This is a genomic window from Nonomuraea sp. NPDC050310 (assembly GCF_040655795.1).
Classification (GTDB): domain Bacteria; phylum Actinomycetota; class Actinomycetes; order Streptosporangiales; family Streptosporangiaceae; genus Nonomuraea.
Window position 1 is genome coordinate 120345 of sequence record NZ_JBFAKP010000024.1, and the last position, 17907, is coordinate 138251.

The 17907-nt window shown below is 68.7% G+C and carries 15 protein-coding genes and 2 tRNA genes; 10 read left to right on the forward strand and 7 right to left on the reverse strand.

Going from position 1 to position 17907, the window contains the following annotated elements; translation table 11 throughout:
- Positions 1–47: 47 nt before the first annotated feature.
- The 5 genes from galT to AB0I67_RS36685 form a co-directional block, all read right to left on the reverse strand.
- A complete protein-coding gene (gene galT / locus AB0I67_RS36665) occupies positions 48–1109 on the reverse strand; it encodes a galactose-1-phosphate uridylyltransferase (protein ID WP_357933617.1) in 1062 nt (353 codons plus the stop codon).
- Positions 1106–1885: a DeoR/GlpR family DNA-binding transcription regulator gene (locus AB0I67_RS36670; protein WP_357933620.1), complete on the reverse strand. Its 780-nt coding sequence runs from the start codon at positions 1883–1885 to the stop codon at positions 1106–1108. The genes galT and AB0I67_RS36670 overlap by 4 nt, the downstream gene beginning before the upstream one ends.
- Positions 1886–2126: 241 nt before the next feature.
- Entirely contained in the window at positions 2127–3431 is a 1305-nt protein-coding gene (locus AB0I67_RS36675) for a TrpB-like pyridoxal phosphate-dependent enzyme (protein WP_357933623.1), read from the reverse strand.
- 57 nt (positions 3432–3488) lie between these two features.
- Positions 3489–4388 carry an LLM class flavin-dependent oxidoreductase gene (locus AB0I67_RS36680; RefSeq protein WP_357933625.1) on the reverse strand — a complete coding sequence of 300 codons (900 nt, stop codon included), beginning with the start codon at positions 4386–4388 and terminating at the stop codon, positions 3489–3491.
- A 39-nt stretch (positions 4389–4427) separates the two neighbouring features.
- Positions 4428–5048: a uridine kinase gene (locus AB0I67_RS36685; RefSeq protein WP_357933628.1), complete on the reverse strand. Its 621-nt coding sequence runs from the start codon at positions 5046–5048 to the stop codon at positions 4428–4430.
- 66 nt (positions 5049–5114) lie between these two features.
- Here AB0I67_RS36685 and AB0I67_RS36690 point away from each other — a divergent pair, with 66 nt between their 5' ends.
- Positions 5115–5918 carry a PIG-L family deacetylase gene (locus AB0I67_RS36690; RefSeq protein WP_357933631.1) on the forward strand — a complete coding sequence of 268 codons (804 nt, stop codon included), beginning with the start codon at positions 5115–5117 and terminating at the stop codon, positions 5916–5918.
- Positions 5919–6535: 617 nt separating this feature from the next.
- On the opposite strand, the gene AB0I67_RS36695 is transcribed toward AB0I67_RS36690, so the two are convergent.
- Positions 6536–6606 (reverse strand) — tRNA-Gly (locus AB0I67_RS36695).
- An 89-nt stretch (positions 6607–6695) separates the two neighbouring features.
- On the opposite strand from AB0I67_RS36695, the gene AB0I67_RS36700 reads away from it, so the two are divergent.
- A tRNA-Pro gene (locus AB0I67_RS36700) sits at positions 6696–6772 on the forward strand.
- Between the two features lie 125 nt (positions 6773–6897).
- Complete coding sequence (locus AB0I67_RS36705; RefSeq protein ID WP_357933634.1) at positions 6898–7245, forward strand: VOC family protein; 348 nt, start codon at positions 6898–6900, stop codon at positions 7243–7245.
- Positions 7246–7293: 48 nt separating this feature from the next.
- Here the strand turns inward: AB0I67_RS36705 and AB0I67_RS36710 are convergent, their stop codons facing one another.
- Positions 7294–7731: an ATP-binding protein gene (locus AB0I67_RS36710; protein ID WP_357933637.1), complete on the reverse strand. Its 438-nt coding sequence runs from the start codon at positions 7729–7731 to the stop codon at positions 7294–7296.
- A 164-nt stretch (positions 7732–7895) separates the two neighbouring features.
- On the opposite strand from AB0I67_RS36710, the gene AB0I67_RS36715 reads away from it, so the two are divergent.
- From AB0I67_RS36715 to AB0I67_RS36745, 7 genes are all read left to right on the forward strand, one after another.
- Complete coding sequence (locus tag AB0I67_RS36715; protein ID WP_357933640.1) at positions 7896–8750, forward strand: helix-turn-helix transcriptional regulator; 855 nt, start codon at positions 7896–7898, stop codon at positions 8748–8750.
- A 123-nt stretch (positions 8751–8873) separates the two neighbouring features.
- A complete protein-coding gene (tig, locus tag AB0I67_RS36720) occupies positions 8874–10244 on the forward strand; it encodes a trigger factor (protein ID WP_357933643.1) in 1371 nt (456 codons plus the stop codon).
- Positions 10245–10313: 69 nt separating this feature from the next.
- A complete protein-coding gene (locus AB0I67_RS36725; RefSeq protein ID WP_357933646.1) occupies positions 10314–11843 on the forward strand; it encodes a Na+/H+ antiporter in 1530 nt (509 codons plus the stop codon).
- 149 nt (positions 11844–11992) lie between these two features.
- On the forward strand, positions 11993–12613 hold the full coding sequence (locus tag AB0I67_RS36730; RefSeq protein ID WP_357933649.1) for an ATP-dependent Clp protease proteolytic subunit: 621 nt from the start codon (positions 11993–11995) through the stop codon (positions 12611–12613).
- Between the two features lie 11 nt (positions 12614–12624).
- The gene (locus AB0I67_RS36735; RefSeq protein ID WP_357933652.1) at positions 12625–13248 is read left to right on the forward strand and encodes an ATP-dependent Clp protease proteolytic subunit; all 624 of its coding nucleotides are present in this window, start codon (positions 12625–12627) and stop codon (positions 13246–13248) included.
- 161 nt (positions 13249–13409) lie between these two features.
- Positions 13410–14690: an ATP-dependent Clp protease ATP-binding subunit ClpX gene (gene clpX / locus AB0I67_RS36740; protein WP_357933654.1), complete on the forward strand. Its 1281-nt coding sequence runs from the start codon at positions 13410–13412 to the stop codon at positions 14688–14690.
- Between the two features lie 153 nt (positions 14691–14843).
- Positions 14844–17411: a valine--tRNA ligase gene (locus AB0I67_RS36745; RefSeq protein ID WP_357933657.1), complete on the forward strand. Its 2568-nt coding sequence runs from the start codon at positions 14844–14846 to the stop codon at positions 17409–17411.
- Positions 17412–17907 lie beyond the last annotated feature (496 nt).

Genomic DNA, 17907 nt, shown 5'->3' on the forward strand with positions numbered 1-17907 from the left:
GATACTAACGGTAAAACCAAGGTAACGCGACTCCAAGCCGAGATCGCTTAGTGATCTACCTGTGATCGAAGCAGTCGGGCCGCCTCCTCCGGCGGTACGTCGTTGACGAACGCGCCCATCCCCGACTCCGATCCGGCCAGGTACTTCAGCTTGCCGGGCGCCCGCCGGACCGAGAACAGCTCCAGGTGCAGGTAGGCCAGTTCGCGGCCCTGCCGTACCGGCGCCTGGTGCCAGCCCGCGATGTACGGCATGCGCAACCCGAACAGCCCGTCGAAGGCCCGCAGCACCGAGGTGTAGAGCGGCGCGAACGCCGCCCGCTCCTCGGCCGTGAGCGCCGGCAGGTCCGGCACCTGGCGATGCGGGTACAGGTGCACCTCGAACGGCCACCGCGCCGCGGCCGGCACGAAGGCGGTCCACAACTCGTTGGCGGCGACCACCCGGGGCCCGGCCTGCTCGGCGGCCAGCACGTCGGCGAAGAGCGTGGGCCGCTTGGCCGCGGCGGCCAGGTGCAGCCGGGTGCGCGGCGTGACGTACGGGTAGCCGTAGATCTGCCCGTGCGGGTGGGGGAGGGTGATGCCGATCTCCTCGCCGCGGTTCTCGAAGCAGAAGACCTGCTCGACGCCCTCGATCGTGGACAACTCGGCGGTGCGGTCGGCCCAGGCCTCCATGACCAGCTCGACCTGCTCGTCGCTGAGCTGGGAGAAGCTGGAGTCGTGCTCGGAGGTGAAGCAGACCACCTCGCAGCGGCCCACGCCGGGTCGCACCTCGCTCAGGCCGCCGACCTGGGGGTAGTCGCCGAGGTTGGTGGAGAAGGAGGGGAAGCGGTTCTCGAAGACCACCACGTCGTACTCGCTCGCCGGGATCTCGGAGGCGCGTGCCGCGGTCGACGGGCACAGCGGGCACTCGTCGGCGGGCGGCAGGAAGGTGCGGCTCTGGCGGTGGCCGGCGATGGCCACCCACTCCTCGGTGAGCGGGTCGTAGCGCAGCTCGGAGGCGAGCGGGCGGGGATCGAGGCGGCGGCGGTCGATCGCGGACCGGTCGGCGTCGTCGCGCCGGTCGTAGTAGATCAGCTCCCTGCCGTCGGCCAGGTGAGTGATGGTGCGCTTCACGACGCTTCCTCCGCGATGATCAGTTCTCCGGCGCGCTCGGCCAGGTCCCGGCGCGCCTCGGCGTCCAGGCGCGCGTCGCTGATGACGACGTCGGCCTGGGACAGTTCGGCGATGGTGCTGATGCCCACCGTCTGCCACTTGGTGTGGTCGGCGGGGACGACCAGGCGCCCGGCGCACTGCACCAGCGCGCGGTTGGTCTCCGCCTCCAGCAGGTTGGGGGTGGTGAATCCGGCGCGCACGCTCATGCCGTGCACGCCCAGGAAGAGGGTGTCGACGTGCAGCGTGCGCAGCGCGGCGACGGCGACCGGGCCGACCAGGGCGTCGGAGGGGGTCCGGACGCCGCCGGTGAGCACGACCGTGCGGTCGTCGCGCTGGTTGCGGTGGAAGACCTCGGCCACCTGGATCGAGTTGGTGATCATCGTGAGGTCCGGGACCTCGATCAGGTGGTGGGCCAGCGCCCAGTTGGTGGTGCCGGCCGAGAGCGCGACGGCGGTGCCGGGCCGGACGAGACGGGCCGCGGCGCGCGCGATCGCCTCCTTCTCCGGCTGCTGGCGCGTGGTCTTGGCGGCGAAGCCGGGCTCCTCCGTGGAGCCGGGACCGCCGATGGTCGCGCCGCCGTGCACCTTTTCCAGCAGGCCGCGCTCGGCCAGGACCTCCAGGTCGCGCCGGACGGTCATGTCGGAGACGCCCAGGTCGCGCACGAGCTCGGCCACCCGGACCGCGCCGTGGCGCCGGACCCGCTCCAGAATCGTCTGCTGCCGCTGCTGTGCGAGCACGACGCCTCCTTCCAACAGATTCCACCAAATTATGACATGGCGGTGTTGGAAACTGAGCGCTTGACCTGGCCGGTGTGCCGGGAGACGGTGTGACCTACACCACATAGCCTGACATGTCGGGAGACGCCGATGGCCAAGCGCGCGCGCAAGAGCAGAGCCCGCAAGAAGAAGAAGGCGAACCACGGCAAGCGCCCAGCCTCGCGCTGAACCCGGGGGACCCCGACGGGGTCCCCCGGCTCCGCTAGCGGCCCTGCGGCAGGGCGCTGAGCGCCTCGTCGATGCGTTCCTGCGGCAGCACGAAGTCGCGCATCTCGCCGGAGAGATAGCGGTCGTAGGCGGACATGTCGAAGTGCCCGTGCCCGCACAACGCGGTCAGGATGACCTTCTCCTCGCCCGTCTCCTTGCAGCGCAACGCCTCGGCGATCGCCTCGGCCAGGGCGTGCGTGGGCTCCGGCGCCGGCACGATGCCCTCGGTCCTGGCGAAACGCACCCCGGCCTCGAAGCACTCGCGCTGCGACCTGGTCACCGCCTCGAAGCGGCCCAGCTCGTACAGGTGCGACAGCAGCGGCGCCATGCCGTGGTAGCGCAGCCCGCCGGCGTGGATCGGGTCGGGCACGAAGCCGTGGCCGAGCGTGTGCATCTTCAGCAGCGGGGTGAAGCCCGCGGTGTCGCCGAAGTCGTAGGCGTACGTGCCGCGGGTGAAGGACGGGCAGGCCTCCGGCTCGACCGCGCGGAAGGTGATCTCCGGATGCTCCCGCATGAACGGGAACGCCAGCCCGGCGAAGTTGGAACCGCCCCCGGTGCAGCCGATCACCAGGTCGGGACGCTCCGGCAGTTGCTTGAGCGCCTCCTCGCCGATCACCGTCTGGTGCATCAGCACGTGGTTGAGCACGCTGCCCAGCGCGTAGCGGGTGTCCGGGTCGCCCGCGGCCACCTCGACCGCCTCGCTGATCGCGATGCCCAGGCTCCCGGTCGAGTCCGGGTCGTCGGCGAGGATCTTGCTGCCCGCGCCGGTCACGGGGGAGGGGCTGGCGTGCACCGTCGCGCCGTAGATCCGCATCAGCGAGCGGCGATACGGCTTCTGGTCATAGGAGGCGCGGACCATCCAGATCACGCATTCGACGCCGAACTGGGCGCACGCGAAGGCCAGTGCCGACCCCCACTGCCCGGCGCCCGTCTCGGTCGTCAGCCGCCGCACGCCCTCGCGGGCGTTGTAGAACGCCTGCGGCACCGCGGTGTTCGGCTTGTGCGAGCCGGCCGGGGAGCCGCCCTCGTACTTGTAGTAGATCCGTGCCGGCGTGCCCAGCGCGCGCTCCAGCCGGTGCGCCCTGATCAGCGGCGTCGGCCGCCACAGCCGGTAGACGTCGAGCACCTCCTGCGGGATCCGGACGAACCGCTCCGTGCTCACCTCCTGCGCGATGAGCTCGCCCGGGAACAGCGGTGCGAGATCCTCGGGCCCGACCGGCTGCCCGGTGCCCGGGTGCAGGGGCGGGGGAGGCGGGACGGGCAGATCGGGGACGATGTTGTACCAGTGATCTGGGGTCATCTGCCGAGTGTGCGGCGAGGGCGGCCTTACGTTCCAGCGTCACTTGCCTACGGTGGGTCAGTTTTCGGCAGACCGGCCGCGTTCGAGCGCCACCTGCCGGCGCACCTCGGGGACGACCTCCTCGGCGAACAGCCGCAGTTGCCGCTCGTCCTCCGCCTCCGGCCAGTACACGAAGGTGTCCAGCCCATGGCCCGCCGCCAGCTCGGTCAGCTCCTCGGCCCACTGGTCGGCCGGACCGTGCAGGGAACCGGTCGAGCGGTCGGTGATCAGGCCGTTGACGTTGTGGATCCGCCGGATCTCCCGCGGCTGGCGCCCGGCCTGCCGGGCGGCCTCGTCCAGGAGCGCGCTGAGCTCGGCCAGCTTGTCCGGTGTGCCCCAGGGCGAGGACGACACCCAGCCGTCCGCCTTCGCGCCGGCCAGGGCCAGCGCCTTCGGCCCGGCCACGCCCAGCCACAGCTCGATCGGGTGCGCCGGAGCCGGGCCCGGCTGGGCGCCGCGCAGGTGGTAGTGCTCGCCCTCGAAGCGCTGGTTGCGCTCGCCGCTCCAGATCCGCCTGATCACCTCGATGGCCTCTTCCAGCGCCGCGCGGGCCTGCCCCGGGGTACGGCGGGGCCCGCCGTAGGCGTCGATGGCGTCCCAGAACCCGCCCGCGCCCAGGCCGAGCTCGAACCGGCCGCCGCTGAGCCGGTCGAGGGTGGCCGCGGCCTTCGCCAGGACGGCAGGCTGGCGGAGCGGCAGATTCGCCACATCCGGAAAGATCCGGATCCGCTGGGTGAGTGCGGCGAGGTGGCTCATCAGCGTCCACGTGTCCTCGTACCGGCGCTGGTACGGGTGATCCTGGATGCCGAGCAGCTCCAGCCCCAGCCGGTCGGCGAGCTGAGCGCGCTCCACCAGCGGGTCGGCCGCGAGAGGCACCAGGAAGTAGCCGAACTCGATCGCGCGCCCATAGTCGCTCATACCAGCACCAACGCCTTGCGCCCTGGCCCTCTTCCGGGGCTACACCACCAGGGCCGGGTGCCGCGGGTCGTCGTACCGCACGGCCACCTCGGCGACCTTCACCGGGTCGACCTCCCGCTCGTACCGCTCGAACGCCGGCAGCCGCCACCGCAGTTCCTCCGGCGTCTTCCTGACCAGCGCCGCGCGGCTCACCGCCAGGTGCACCGCGAACTCCACCGGCAGCCCCCGCCCCAGCAGCAGCGGCCCGTCCAGGATCAGCACCCCCGCCTCGGGCAACTGCTGGTACGGCAGGCGGTAGGCCCGGTCCAGCTCGGCGTTCCACAGCTTCGGCACGATGCGGCGGCTCCCGCCCGGTCCCAGCGGGTCGAGCACCTCCCGGCGCAGGCCCCTCTCGTCGAGCCAGGCGTCGTAGTACTCGTCCGGGTCCGTCCTGCCGTACTCCAGGCGCAGGGAGGCCGCGCGCAGGAAGTCGCCCGCCGACACCCTCACCGCCGGCCGTCCCTCGACGCGCAGCGGCTCCACCAGCCTGTCGGCCAGCTCCGCCGTACCGGCTTCTGGAGCGCCGTCCACGACCACCCGCACCCACGGGCGGCCGACCGCGCCGATCCGCCCCACCAGCTCGCGGACCAGCGCCTCCGGACTGATCGGCCGCGCACGCACCCCCTCACGCTACGCTCGACGGGGAGCCGATATTCATCCGACTTGGCACTCGCAGGGGGATATTTCATGGAATTGACGATCATGGCGGTGCACGCCCACCCCGACGACGAGGTGATCAGCACCGGCGGCATCCTGGCCCGCTACGCCGCCGAGGGTGTCCGTACCGTCCTCGTCACCTGCACCAACGGCGAGCAGGGCGACGGACCCGGCGGCGTCAAGCCCGGCGAGCCCGGCCACGACGAGGCCGCCGTCGCCGCCGTCCGCCTGGAAGAGCTCCGCGAGTCGGTCGCCCACCTGGGCATCGAGCACGTCGAACTGCTCGGCTACCGTGACTCCGGCATGGACGGCTGGGACGGCAACGGCCACCCCGAGGCCTTCGCCAACATCCCGCTCGCCGACTCCGCCGCCCGCCTGGCCGCCCTCATGGAGCACTACCGGCCGCAGGTCATCGTCACCTACGACGAGAACGGCGCCTACGGTCACCCCGACCACATCCAGGCCCACCGCATCGCCGTCGCCGCCTACGAGTCCACCGGGATCCCCTCGAAGCTCTACTACACCGCCATCCCGCGCTCCGGCGTCAAGGAGATGTTCGAGCGCATGCGCGAGCAGGGCGTCGACTTCGGCGAACTCCCCGACGACTTCGGCACCCCCGACGACCTCATCACCACCGTCGTCGACGTCACCCCCTACACCGAGCGCAAGCTCCAGGCCCTCAAGGCGCACGCCAGCCAGACGGAGAACATGTTCCTCCTCCAGCTCCCGGACGAGGCCCAGCAGTCCGTCTTCGGCACCGAGCACTTCATCCGCCAGTACACCCGCATCGACGCCCCACCCCACGAGACCGACCTCTTCGCCGGCCTCCGCTGACCCCCGAACGAAGGCCAGGCCACCCGCTACGGGTGGCCTGGCCTTCTGTTCTCGATCGCGCCGTACGGTCACCCTGAGCCGATCCGCGATCGCAAGGGGACGCACATGGCCTTACGAGCATGGCAGCGCGCCCCGACGGGCGTCGGCCTCACCGTTCTCGTCCCCGGCATCGTGCTGCTGCTGTTCGTGCACGGGTGGACCCGCGCCCGGCGGCTCCACCAGTCCGAGGCCGACGCTCTCAACCCTGCTCAGCCTGTGGAAACGTTCCGAGAGCGGTCCCGAACTGCTGCTTCCATGCGTAGTCCCAGACCAACCAAGGTCGCCACGAAACAGGTGACGAGCCAGGGCCACGACGGATCTCGGTCCGAGAAGATCAGGACTGCTAGGGCGAGCGCGCCACCGATCACCATGAAGGTGGTCCCCCATTGGCGGAGGGCTTTGATCGGGTCGTACGTGAAAGCCGGAGGCGAACTGTGGAGCACTGGCTCTTCTGGTTCGGTCACAGGCGAGAGCATCGCATACCACGCGACAGTCGCACGGCCCCTCGATCTTCAGGAACGGGGGAGATCCGAAAGGCCAGGCTCCCTGTGCGGGGTGACCTGGCCTTTCGCGAGGAGAGCGGACGACGGGAATCGAACCCGCGTAGCCAGTTTGGAAGACTGGGGCTCTACCATTGAGCTACGTCCGCGCGAGCCGGTCTGAGTCTGGTCTAGACTTCATCCGGTCGTCAGGGCGTAAGCGTACCGGAGTCTCGGGGCGCGTGCGTACGTGGCGCCGCGGGGCGTGGCGCAGCTTGGTAGCGCGCTTGCTTTGGGAGCAAGAAGTCGCAGGTTCAAATCCTGTCGCCCCGACCAGTCTTATCCGGCGAGACCCGCCATCCCACGGCTGGACCCCGAGTGAAGTTCACCGCGGCCAGGCTGACGGTGCGGGTGTTGCAGAGGGATGTCGGGTGAGCGGGTCCGGTCCTTAGGATCGGGGGATGGCTCTCGACTTGTTCGCAGGTGTTCCGGTGGCCGACTACGCGGCGGCGTTGGTGTGGTACGAGCGGCTTCTGGGCGCTCCGCCGGCGTTCATCCCCAATGACAGCGAAGCGGTGTTCGAGCTCGAAGAGCACAGGTATCTGGTAATCGAGCACCTGCCTGAGCACACGGGCCATGCCCGGCACACGGTGTTCGTGGGGGATTTCGACGAGCGCGTGAAGGCGATCGCGGGCCGGGGGCTGGAGCCGGCGCACAGGGAGACGTACTCCAACGGGGTGCGCAAGGTGATCTACCGGGATCCGGAGGGGAATGAGATCGGCTTCGGTGGGGGACCGGTGGATCAGTAGGTTCCACTCCCGACGGGACGCCTGCCGTACCCCTAAGAGAAGGGGGTGTCAGTCGCCCGCGTGGAAGAGGGCCCAGACGGCCTTGCCGCCGCCGGTGAGGGAGTCCCAGCCCCAGCGCTGGCTGTAGGTCTCCACGATGTAGAGCCCGCGCCCGTTCTCCGAGCAGAAGTCGGGCTCCTTGGGCGTGGGCGCCTCGTCGCTGCAGTCGGTGACGGCCAGCAACACGTGCGGCGCCGACATCATGAGGAGCAACGTGAGCCCGGGGTCACTCCGCGTATAACGCACCGCGTTGGTGACGAGCTCGGAGACGACCAGTGCGGCGTCGTCGCGGAGTTCGTCGAAGCCCCAGTCGGCCAGGGTGGAGCGGGTGACGTCACGCGCCGTCTTGACCGAGTCCGCCTGGAAGGGGAGGGGACAGGTGAGCATGTTGTCGAAGTCCACCTCACGCGTGATCTTGAGGCAGTCCGCAGTCGCCACGGGATCCATCCTGCTGCTACCTGTTTGCCCCAATATGCACTAGGCCATCATGAGTTAACGGTGCGCGATCTGCAAGACCCAAATGCACGTGCAGATGTAAGTCGCACCCGTTCCGAACCGGACACTCGGTTGAGACCTTGTCATAGCGCGGGATCGGGTGTCACTGTGTGTGCGTGACGTACTCGGGCCCGACGGCGCTGCGCATTCTCCTGGGCTCCCAGCTGCGCAAGCTGCGGGAGGCCAAGGGGATCACACGCGAAGACGCCGGGCACCTGATCAGGGGTTCCGAGTCGAAGATCAGCCGCATGGAGCTCGGCCGGGTCGGCTTCAAGGAGCGCGACGTCGCGGATCTGCTCACCCTGTACGGCGTGACCGAGGCCGACGCCCGCCGCTCGGTGCTGGAGCTGGTCGACCAGGCGAACGAGCCCGGCTGGTGGCAGCGCTTCAACGACCTGCTCCCGTCGTGGTTCCAGTCCTACGTCGGGCTGGAGGAGGCGGCCAGCCGGATCAGGACGTACGAGGTGCAGTTCGTCCCCGGCCTGCTCCAGACCAAGGAGTACGCGCGGGCCGTGGTGACCGCCGGCGTCGCGGGCGTCAGCCCCGAGGAGATCGCCCGCCGCGTCGACCTCCGGCTGGAGCGCCAGCGGGTGCTCGACCGCCAGGACGGCCCGGTCTTCTGGGCGGTGATCGACGAGGCGGCCCTGCGCCGGCCGATCGGCGGCGTCGAGGTGATGCGCGCCCAGCTGGAGCACCTGATCGACCTGATGCGCCAGCCCCGCATCACCATCCAGGTCATGCCGTTCAGCTTCGGCGGGCACGCGGCCGAGGGCGGCGCCTTCAGCATCCTGCGCTTCCCGGATCCCGATCTTCCCGACGTCGTCTACGTCGAGCAGCTCGCCAGCGCCCTCTACCTCGACAAGCGCGACGAGGTGGACCGCTACAGCCAGGTGATGGAACGCCTGTGCGCGGTCAGCACGACCCCGGACGAGACGGTCGACCTGCTCAGGTCGATCGCGGAAGAGTTCTGACCGGAGAAATATCTGCCCTAGACTGACCGGAGCGGCACAGCCATGCCTGCCGCCGTCTATGTGGGCGCGGCGCCTGAGCGCGGCCCGCGTTTCACTCGAAGCTTGATCCAAGGAGACCACCCCGTGAAGACCGCTGTCGAGGAGCTCAGCCCGACCCGGGTGAAGCTCACCGTCGAGGTGCCGTTCGAGGAACTGCGCCCGAGTCTGGATGCGGCGTACAAGAAGGTCGCGGAGCAGGTGCGCGTCCCCGGCTTCCGCCCCGGCAAGGTTCCCGCCCGCATCATCGAGCAGCGCTTCGGCCGCGCGGTGGTTCTGGAGGAGACCCTCAACGACGCGGTGCCGAAGCTGTACAGCCAGGCCGTCGACGAGGCCGACGTCTTCCCGGTGAGCCAGCCCGACATCGAGGTCACCAAGATCGAGGACGGCGACCAGATCGAGTTCACCGCCGAGGTCGACGTCCGCCCCAACTTCGACGTGCCGGACTACGCCGGCATCGAGGTCACCGTCGACTCCGCCGCCGTCACCGACGAGGACGTCGACAAGCAGCTCGACGGCCTCCGCCAGCGTTTCGCGACGCTGACCGGTGTCGAGCGCGCCGCGGCCAAGGGCGACTACGTCGTCATGGACCTGCGCGCCGAGATCGACGGCCAGAACATCGAGGAGCAGCAGGCCAACGAGGTCTCCTACGAGGTCGGCGCCGGTTCGGTGCTGCAGGGCCTCGACGACGCCCTCGAGGGCATGTCGGCCGGCGAGGAGAAGACCTTCCGCACCGAGCTCGTCGGTGGTGAGCACGCCGGCCAGGAGGCCGACGTCGTCATCACCCTCAAGCAGGTCAAGGAGAAGGTGCTGCCCGAGCTCGACGACGAGTTCGCCCAGCTCGCCAGCGAGTTCGACACCCTCGACGAGCTCAAGGACAGCATCCGCGAGGCCGCCCGCCGCAACAAGCTGGTCGACCAGGTCGTCCAGGCGCGCGAGAAGGCCCTCGACGCCCTGCTGGAGAAGATCGAGATCCCGATCCCCGAGAGCGCGCTCAAGGTGGAGGTCGACTCCCGCAAGCACAACCTCGACCACCAGATCTCGGAGAGCGGCCTGAGCCGCGACGCCTTCTTCCGTCTGTACCAGACGACGGAGGAGGAGCGCTTCGCCGAGTTCGAGACCAACTCCGCCCGCGCGATCAAGGCCGGGTTCGTTCTCGACAAGATCGTCAAGTCCGAGGAGCTGGGTGTCTCCGAGCAGGAGCTCACCAACTTCGTCGTCCGCCGCGCCATGCAGATGGGCGTCCAGCCCAACCAGCTCGCGCAGCACCTCGCCGACAACGACCAGTTGACGCTGGCCATGGTCGAGATCGTCCGTGACAAGGCCAAGACCGTCGTGGGCGACGCGGCCAAGGTCGTCGACAGCGACGGCGCCGAGGTCGACCTCAAGGCCATCTACACCGAGATCAACGGTGCCGAGGTGGAAGAGGTCGAAGAGGAAGCCGCCACCCAGGAGTAGGCTCAACCACGAAACCCCCGACCTACAGGTCGGGGGTTTCGTCGTTTTTGGGCAGGTCAGGTGGGGGCGATGGGCGACGAGCTGTTCATCCTGGGAGCGGCGATGGCCGTCGCGCTGGTCGTCGCCAAGGCGCTGGCGCGCCGGCTGCCGATTCCCGAGGCCGTGCTGCTGGTGCTCGCCGGGTTGCTCATCAGCCTGATCCCCGGCGTGGAGGGCGTGCACGTGCCGCCCGAGCTGGTCCTCAACCTGTTCCTGCCGCCGCTGGTCTTCCACGCCGCCTTCTTCTCCGCGCCGCGCGAGACGCGCGAGGACGCCGTGCCGATCGCGATTCTCGCCGTGACCCTGACCTGCGTCACGGCGCTGGCGGTCGCCTTCGTCACCGGCTCCGCCGTACAGGGGCTGACGTGGGCGGCGGCGCTCGCGCTCGGGTCGGCGGTGGCCCCCACCGACCCCGTCGCCGCCACCGCGGTGATGAAACGCCTCGGCGCGCCGCCGCGCCTCGGGACCATCCTGGAAGGCGAGAGCCTGGTCAACGACGGCGTGGCGCTCACCATGTTCGGCCTGGCGCTGTCCATGCTCAGCCACTCCGTCACCGCCGCCGACGCCGCGCTGGAGCTGGCGCGCGTGGTCCTCGGAGGCATCCTGTACGGCGGAGCCATGGCGTGGGTGGTCGCGCGGGTCCGCCGCTGGATCCACGAGCCCGGCGGCCAGATCGTGTTGTCGCTGGCCACGCCGTTCGTCACCTACCTGCCGGCCGAGCACTTCGGCTTCTCCGGCGTCCTGGCGACCATCGTCGTCGGCTTCGTGCTGGGCCTGCGCAACGACGGCCTGCTGCAACCGGCCTCCCGGCTGACCGGCGTCGCGTTCTGGGGCGTGCTGGTCTTCCTGCTGGAGTCGACGCTCTTCATCCTGCTCGGCATCGAGATCCTGGACGTCTTCCACAACATCGACGGCGAGCCGTGGCTGATCGCCCTGCTGGTGGTCGCGGTGGTGATCGCCGTGCGGCTGTTCTGGACGATGGTCGTCGTGCCGCTGCTGCGCTTCCGGCGCTTCGACCGAATCGGGCTGAAGGAGCGGATCGTCATGGGATGGGCGGGGATCCGGGGCGCGATCACCCTGGCGATCGCGCTGTCCATTCCCAAGGAGGCGCCCAGCCGGGACCTGCTGGTCTTCCTGGCCGCCTGCGTGGTGCTGGCCACCCTGGTGGGTCAGGGCACGACGCTGGCGCCGCTGCTGCGCCGCCTGGGGCTCGGCAGCGAGGAGGGCGAGGCCAAGGAGGAGGCTTCGGCGCGGGAGGCCCTGCTGGAGGCGGCGCTGGCACGCATCGACGAGCTGGCCGCCGACGACCGGGTGGACGAGCGCACCGCCGAGGTCTACCGCCAGCTCTTCGAACTGCGCCTGGACCGGGTCAGGGAGGTGCTGGACGAGGACACCGAGAGCGAGCACGGCAAGGGCCGGCTGCGCGTCGAGCTGATCCACGCCCAGCGCCGCAAGCTGGAGCAGCTCTACCGCAAAGGCCGCATCAGCGCCGAGGTGCAGCGCAGGCTCGGCCACGAGCTGGATCTGGAGGAACGCCGCCGCGCGTCGGGCACCCAATGACAGGGGCGCAGTGACAGGGGCGCAGTGACAGGGGCGCAGTGACATGCGCCGACAGCGAACAGTGCGGGGACGGGGCATGACCTGTGGCCCCGCCGCGTTAAGGTCACAAGCAAAGCCCAATCGTGAACGACGCATCGGAAGGTGACGCTGTGACCTTCTTCAATCCAGAGTCGCGAGGCCGTGATGACGGCTCGTCCTTCCGGCTTGAGGATCAGCTCTACCAGCGCCTGCTGCGCGAGCGCATCATCGTGCTCGGGTCGGAGGTGAACGACGGCATCGCCAACCGGATCGCGGCGGAGCTGCTGCTCCTGGCCGCTGATGATCCTGAGCGGGACATCTACCTTTACATCAACTCGCCCGGCGGCTCCGTGACCGCCGGTATGGCGATCTACGACATGATGGAATACGTGCCCAACGACGTGGCGACGGTGGGCATGGGCCTGGCGGCGTCGATGGGGCAGTTCCTGCTCTGCGCCGGCGCCAAGGGCAAGCGGTACGCGCTTCCGCACGCACGAGTGATGATGCACCAGCCTTCCGGCGGCATCGGCGGCACCGCCGCCGACATCGCCATCCAGGCCGAGCAGATGCTCTACGTGAAGAAGACGCTGGCCGAGCGGATCTCCTTCCACACCGGTCAGCCGCTCGACCAGATCGAGAAGGACTCCGACCGCGACCGCTGGTTCACGGCCGACGAGGCCAAGGACTACGGCTTCATCGATCATGTCGTGCGCAACGCACGGCAGGTGCCCTCTCAGGGCGCCGTTTCCTAGGGGGAGCTGACGTGAACATTCAAAGCCGCTACGTGCTCCCGCAGTTCACCGAGCGCACGTCGTACGGGACCAAGACGATGGACCCGTACACCAAGCTCTTCGAGGACCGCATCATCTTCCTCGGCGTGCAGATCGACGACGCCTCGGCCAACGACGTGATGTCGCAGTTGCTGACGCTGGAGTCGCTCGACCCCGACCGGGACATCAGCATCTACATCAACTCGCCCGGTGGATCCTTCACCGCCATGACGGCGATCTACGACACGATGCAGTTCGTCCGGCCCGACATCAACACCGTCTGCCTGGGCCAGGCCGCCTCGGCGGCCGCGGTCCTGCTGGCCGGCGGCACCCCGGGTAAGCGCCTGGCGCTGCCCAACGCGCGCATCCTCATCCACCAGCCCTCCACCGAGGGCGGCGGCCAGGGAAGCGACATCGAGATCCAGGCCCGCGAGATCCTCCGGATGCGCGGCCTGCTCGAGGAGATCATCGCCAAGCACACGGGCAAGGATCCCCTCGAGATTCGCAAGGACATCGAACGCGACAAAATTCTCACCGCCGACGATGCCAAGGCGTATGGTCTGATCGACGACATCATCCCGTCGCGGAAGAAGGCAGCTAAGGCCGCTGTTTCCTGACGGGAGCGGACCGCATCGGGACGTGCCGTATAAGGCACGTTCCGGTGCGACTCGCCGCCAGGGGGCTCACTCAAGGCCCAGAAGACGGTAACGTCGATACCTGAGCGGTTCGGCCCGCAGTTGGCGGGAGCAGGGCGGTCCCACGCAAAGGAGTATCTGGGGTGGCACGCATCGGCGACGGGGGAGACCTGCTGAAGTGCTCGTTCTGCGGAAAGAGCCAGAAGCAAGTCAAGAAGCTCATCGCCGGTCCCGGCGTCTACATCTGCGATGAGTGCATCGATCTCTGCAACGAGATCATCGAAGAGGAACTCTCCGAGTCCTCCGAACTCAAGTGGGACAATCTGCCCAAGCCGAGGGAGATCTACGAATTCCTCGACGCCTACGTGATTGGCCAGGACAAGGCCAAGAAGGCGCTCTCGGTGGCGGTATACAACCACTACAAGCGGGTGCAGTCCGGCGACCGGGGCAGAGACGACGGCCTCGAACTGGCCAAGTCCAACATCTTGCTGCTCGGCCCGACCGGTTCGGGCAAGACCCTGCTGGCCCAGACGCTGGCGAAGATGCTGAATGTGCCCTTCGCCATCGCCGACGCCACCGCGCTCACCGAGGCGGGCTACGTCGGCGAGGACGTCGAGAACATTCTGCTCAAGCTCATCCAGGCCGCTGACTACGACGTCAAGAAGGCCGAGACGGGCATCATCTACATCGACGAGGTCGACAAGATCGCCCGCAAGAGCGAAAACCCGTCGATCACCCGCGACGTCTCCGGTGAAGGCGTCCAGCAGGCACTTCTGAAGATCCTGGAAGGCACCACCGCGAGCGTGCCCCCGCAGGGCGGCCGCAAGCACCCGCACCAGGAGTTCATCCAGATCGACACCACCAATGTGCTGTTCATCTGTGGTGGAGCCTTCGCCGGCCTCGAGAAGATCATCGAGTCCCGGGTCGGCAAGAAGGGCATCGGCTTCAACGCGATCATCCGGTCGAAGGAAGAGATCGACGCGATCGACATCTTCTCCGACGTGATGCCGGAAGACCTGCTCAAGTTCGGGATGATCCCCGAGTTCGTCGGCCGGTTGCCGGTGATCACCTCGGTGCACAACCTCGACCGCGAGGCCCTGGTGCAGATCCTCACCGAGCCGCGCAACGCGCTGGTCAAGCAGTACCGCAAGCTGCTCGAGCTCGACGGCGTCGAGCTGGAGTTCACCGATGACGCGCTCGAGGCCATCGCCGACCAGGCGATCCTGCGCGGCACCGGCGCCCGCGGCCTGCGCGCCATCCTGGAGGAGGTCCTCCAGTCGGTGATGTACGAGGTGCCCTCCCGCCAGGATGTGGCCCGCGTCGTCATCACCCGCGAGGCTGTGCTCGAGCACGCGATCCCGACCCTCGTGCCGCGCGACACGCTCGCCAAGCAGCAGCGTCCGCCGCGCGAGAAGTCCGCGTGATGGTCTGATCCTGTACGGCAAGCGCCCCGGACGAGCTCGTCCGGGGCGCTTCGTCGTGTCCGGGGCAGGCGCGGGGGCGCGAATATCCGTGGACAGGTGCATCGGCACGGATATTCGTCAAGCCCCTGGTTCCGCGCCACTAAACTTGGCTTCGTGACGAAGCCAGAGCTGCCTACCCAGTACACCCCGGCCGATGTGGAGGGTCCCAGCTACGAACGCTGGGTAGCCGAGGGGTACTTCGGCGCCGACCCGGGCAGCTCCCGTCCGCCGTTCTCGATCGTGCTCCCGCCGCCCAACGTGACCGGCGTGCTGCACATGGGCCACGCCCTCGACCACTCGATCATGGACGCGCTGAGCCGGCGGCAGCGGATGCGGGGTCACGAGACCCTGTGGCTGCCGGGCATGGACCACGCCGGCATCGCGACCCAGAACGTCGTCGAGCGCAGGCTCGCCGGCGAGGGGCTGTCGCGGCACGACCTCGGCCGCGAGGCCTTCGTCGAACGGGTGTGGCAGTGGAAGGCCGAGTCCGGCGGCCAGATCCAGGGGCAGATGCGTCGCCTGGGCGACGGCGTCGACTGGTCGCGTGACCGCTTCACCATGGACGAGGGGCTCTCGCGAGCCGTCCAGACGATCTTCAAGAAGCTGTTCGACGACGGGCTGATCTACCGTGCCGAGCGCATCATCAACTGGTGCGTGCGCTGCCACACCGCGCTGTCCGACATCGAGGTCGAGCACACCGAGGACGAGGGCGAGCTCGTCTCGATCCGCTACTCCGACGAGGTGGTCGTGGCGACCACCCGGGCCGAGACCATGCTCGGCGACACGGCCGTGGCGGTGCACCCGGAGGACGAGCGCTACCGCCACCTCATCGGCACCACGGTCACCCTGCCGCTGACCGGCCGGGAGATCCCGATCGTCGGCGACGAGCACGTGGACCCGGCGTTCGGCACCGGCTGCGTCAAGGTCACCCCCGCGCACGACCCCAACGACTTCGAGATCGGCCGGCGTCACTCGCTGCCGTCGATCACGATGATGGACGAGCGCGGCGTCATCACCACGCACGGGCCCTTCGAGGGACTCGACCGCTTCGAGGCACGCCCTGCGGTGGTCGCGGCGCTGCGCGAGGAGGGGTTGATCGTCGCGGAGAAGCGGCCCTACCTGCACTCGGTGGGGCACTGCTCGCGCTGCAAGACCGTGGTCGAGCCCCGGCTGTCGCTGCAGTGGTTCGTCAACGTCTCGCCGCTGGCCAAGGCGGCCGGTGACGCGGTGCGCGACGGCCGCACCCGGATCCACCCGCCGGAGCTGGCCAAGCGGTACTTCGACTGGGTCGACGACATGCACGACTGGTGCATCTCGCGGCAGTTGTGGTGGGGACACCGCATCCCGGTCTGGTACGGGCCGGAGGGTGAGGTCGTCTGCGTCGGGCCCGACGAGAGCGCGCCCGAGGGTTACGTCCAGGACCCCGACGTCCTCGACACCTGGTTCTCCTCCGGGCTGTGGCCCTTCTCCACGCTGGGCTGGCCGGAGCGTACGCCCGAGCTGGAGCGCTTCTATCCGACCTCGGTGCTGGTGACCGGGTACGACATCCTGTTCTTCTGGGTGGCGCGGATGATGATGTTCGGCCTCTACGCGATGGACGGCGAGCCACCCTTCCGCACGGTGGCCCTGCACGGCATGGTTCGTGACCAGTTCGGCAAGAAGATGTCGAAGTCGTTCGGCAACGTGGTGGACCCGCTCGACTGGATCGACCGCTTCGGCGCTGACGCGACGCGCTTCACCCTGTTGCGCGGCGCGAACCCCGGGTCCGACGTCGCGGTCAGCGAGGAGTGGGCGGCCGGGTCGCGCAACTTCTGCAACAAGCTCTGGAACGCCACCCGCTTCGCGCTGATGAACGGCGCCTCGACCGGCTCGCTCGACGACCTGGAGCTGACCGCGGCCGACCGCTGGATCCTGTCGCGGCTCCAGACGGTGATCGCGCAGGCGGACGCGGCGTTCGAGGAGTTCGAGTTCGCCAAGGTCGCCGACCTGCTCTACCACTTCGCGTGGGACGAGGTCTGCGACTGGTACCTCGAACTGGCCAAGGTCCAGATCGCGCAGGGCCGCGACGGCACCCGCCTGGTGCTGGGGCATGTGCTCGACGCGTTGCTGCGCCTGCTCCACCCGCTGGTGCCCTTCGTCACCGAGGAGTTGTGGCGCGCGGTCACCGGGGGCGAGTCCATCGTGGTCGCGCCCTGGCCGGTGGTCGACAAGCGCTACGCCGACCCGGCCGCGGAGGCGGAGATCGAGGCGGTGCAGGAGCTCGTCACCGAGGTCCGCCGCTTCCGTTCCGACCAGGGGCTCAAGCCCGGGCAGAAGGTGGCGGCCAGGTTGGGTCTCGCCGGTACGGCTGTCGCCGCCCATGAGGCGGCCATCCGGTCGTTGCTCCGGCTGGAGGAACCGGGGGAGGCGTTCGCCGCTTCGGCCCGGTTCACCGTCGGGCAGGTGAGTGTCGAGATCGACACCGCCGGCGCGATCGACGTGGTCGCCGAGCGCAAGCGCCTGGAGAAGGACCTGGCGGTGGCGCGCAAGGAGGCCGACCAGGTGGCCGGCAAGCTCGGCAATGAGCAGTTCATGGCCAAGGCGCCGGAGGATGTCGTGACCAAGGTCCGGGCGCGGGCCGCGCAGGCAGCCGCGGACATCGAGCGGCTGGAGGCTCAGCTCGCGGCGCTGCCCGCAGGCTGAGTTCGACGATCGAGGCGGAAGCCGGCTCCTTCGGGGCCGGCTTCTCGCGTTGGCGGGCAGGTGACGATGATCAACGTTTGCGGGGTCGGGACGCGGGGAATGCTCGACCTTTGCGCAACATGGTCCAAGGCGGTTCGGACGGCTGCTAGAGTTTTCTTCGCAGGGCGGCGAACGGCCGACCGGGCGGGACCACGGTCTCGCTGAGGCTGGTAGGCTCTGCGACATCCCTTCTGACAGACCCGATCTTTGGGCGCGTGTCCACGCGATTGGACAACGGCCGAAAGTCAAGGTAAGTTAGCCGGGTTGCTCCAAATCCGGCCAACCGGACGATTTGACAAAAATCGGACGAGCTGGTAGGGTGGGAGAGCGAGATGTACGCCTCTCGGTAGGTTAGAGAGTAAGCGTCCGTTTCTTGAGAACTCAACAGTGTGTTAAAAGCCAGTGCATGATTTACACATCATGCAACACCTCGTCTATAGACGATTGATTGTTGCTG

Bases quoted from the DNA above. Each gene is read 5' to 3' on its own strand.
- AB0I67_RS36705 (WP_357933634.1), top strand. From the start codon at position 6,898: ATGGCTCTCGACTTGTTCGCAGGTGTTCCGGTGGCCGACTACGCGGCG.
- AB0I67_RS36680 (WP_357933625.1), bottom strand. From the start codon at position 4,388: ATGAGCGACTATGGGCGCGCGATCGAGTTCGGCTACTTCCTGGTGCCT.
- AB0I67_RS36710 (WP_357933637.1), bottom strand. From the start codon at position 7,731: ATGGATCCCGTGGCGACTGCGGACTGCCTCAAGATCACGCGTGAGGTG.
- AB0I67_RS36725 (WP_357933646.1), top strand. From the start codon at position 10,314: ATGGGCGACGAGCTGTTCATCCTGGGAGCGGCGATGGCCGTCGCGCTG.
- AB0I67_RS36690 (WP_357933631.1), top strand. From the start codon at position 5,115: ATGGAATTGACGATCATGGCGGTGCACGCCCACCCCGACGACGAGGTG.
- AB0I67_RS36675 (WP_357933623.1), bottom strand. From the start codon at position 3,431: ATGACCCCAGATCACTGGTACAACATCGTCCCCGATCTGCCCGTCCCG.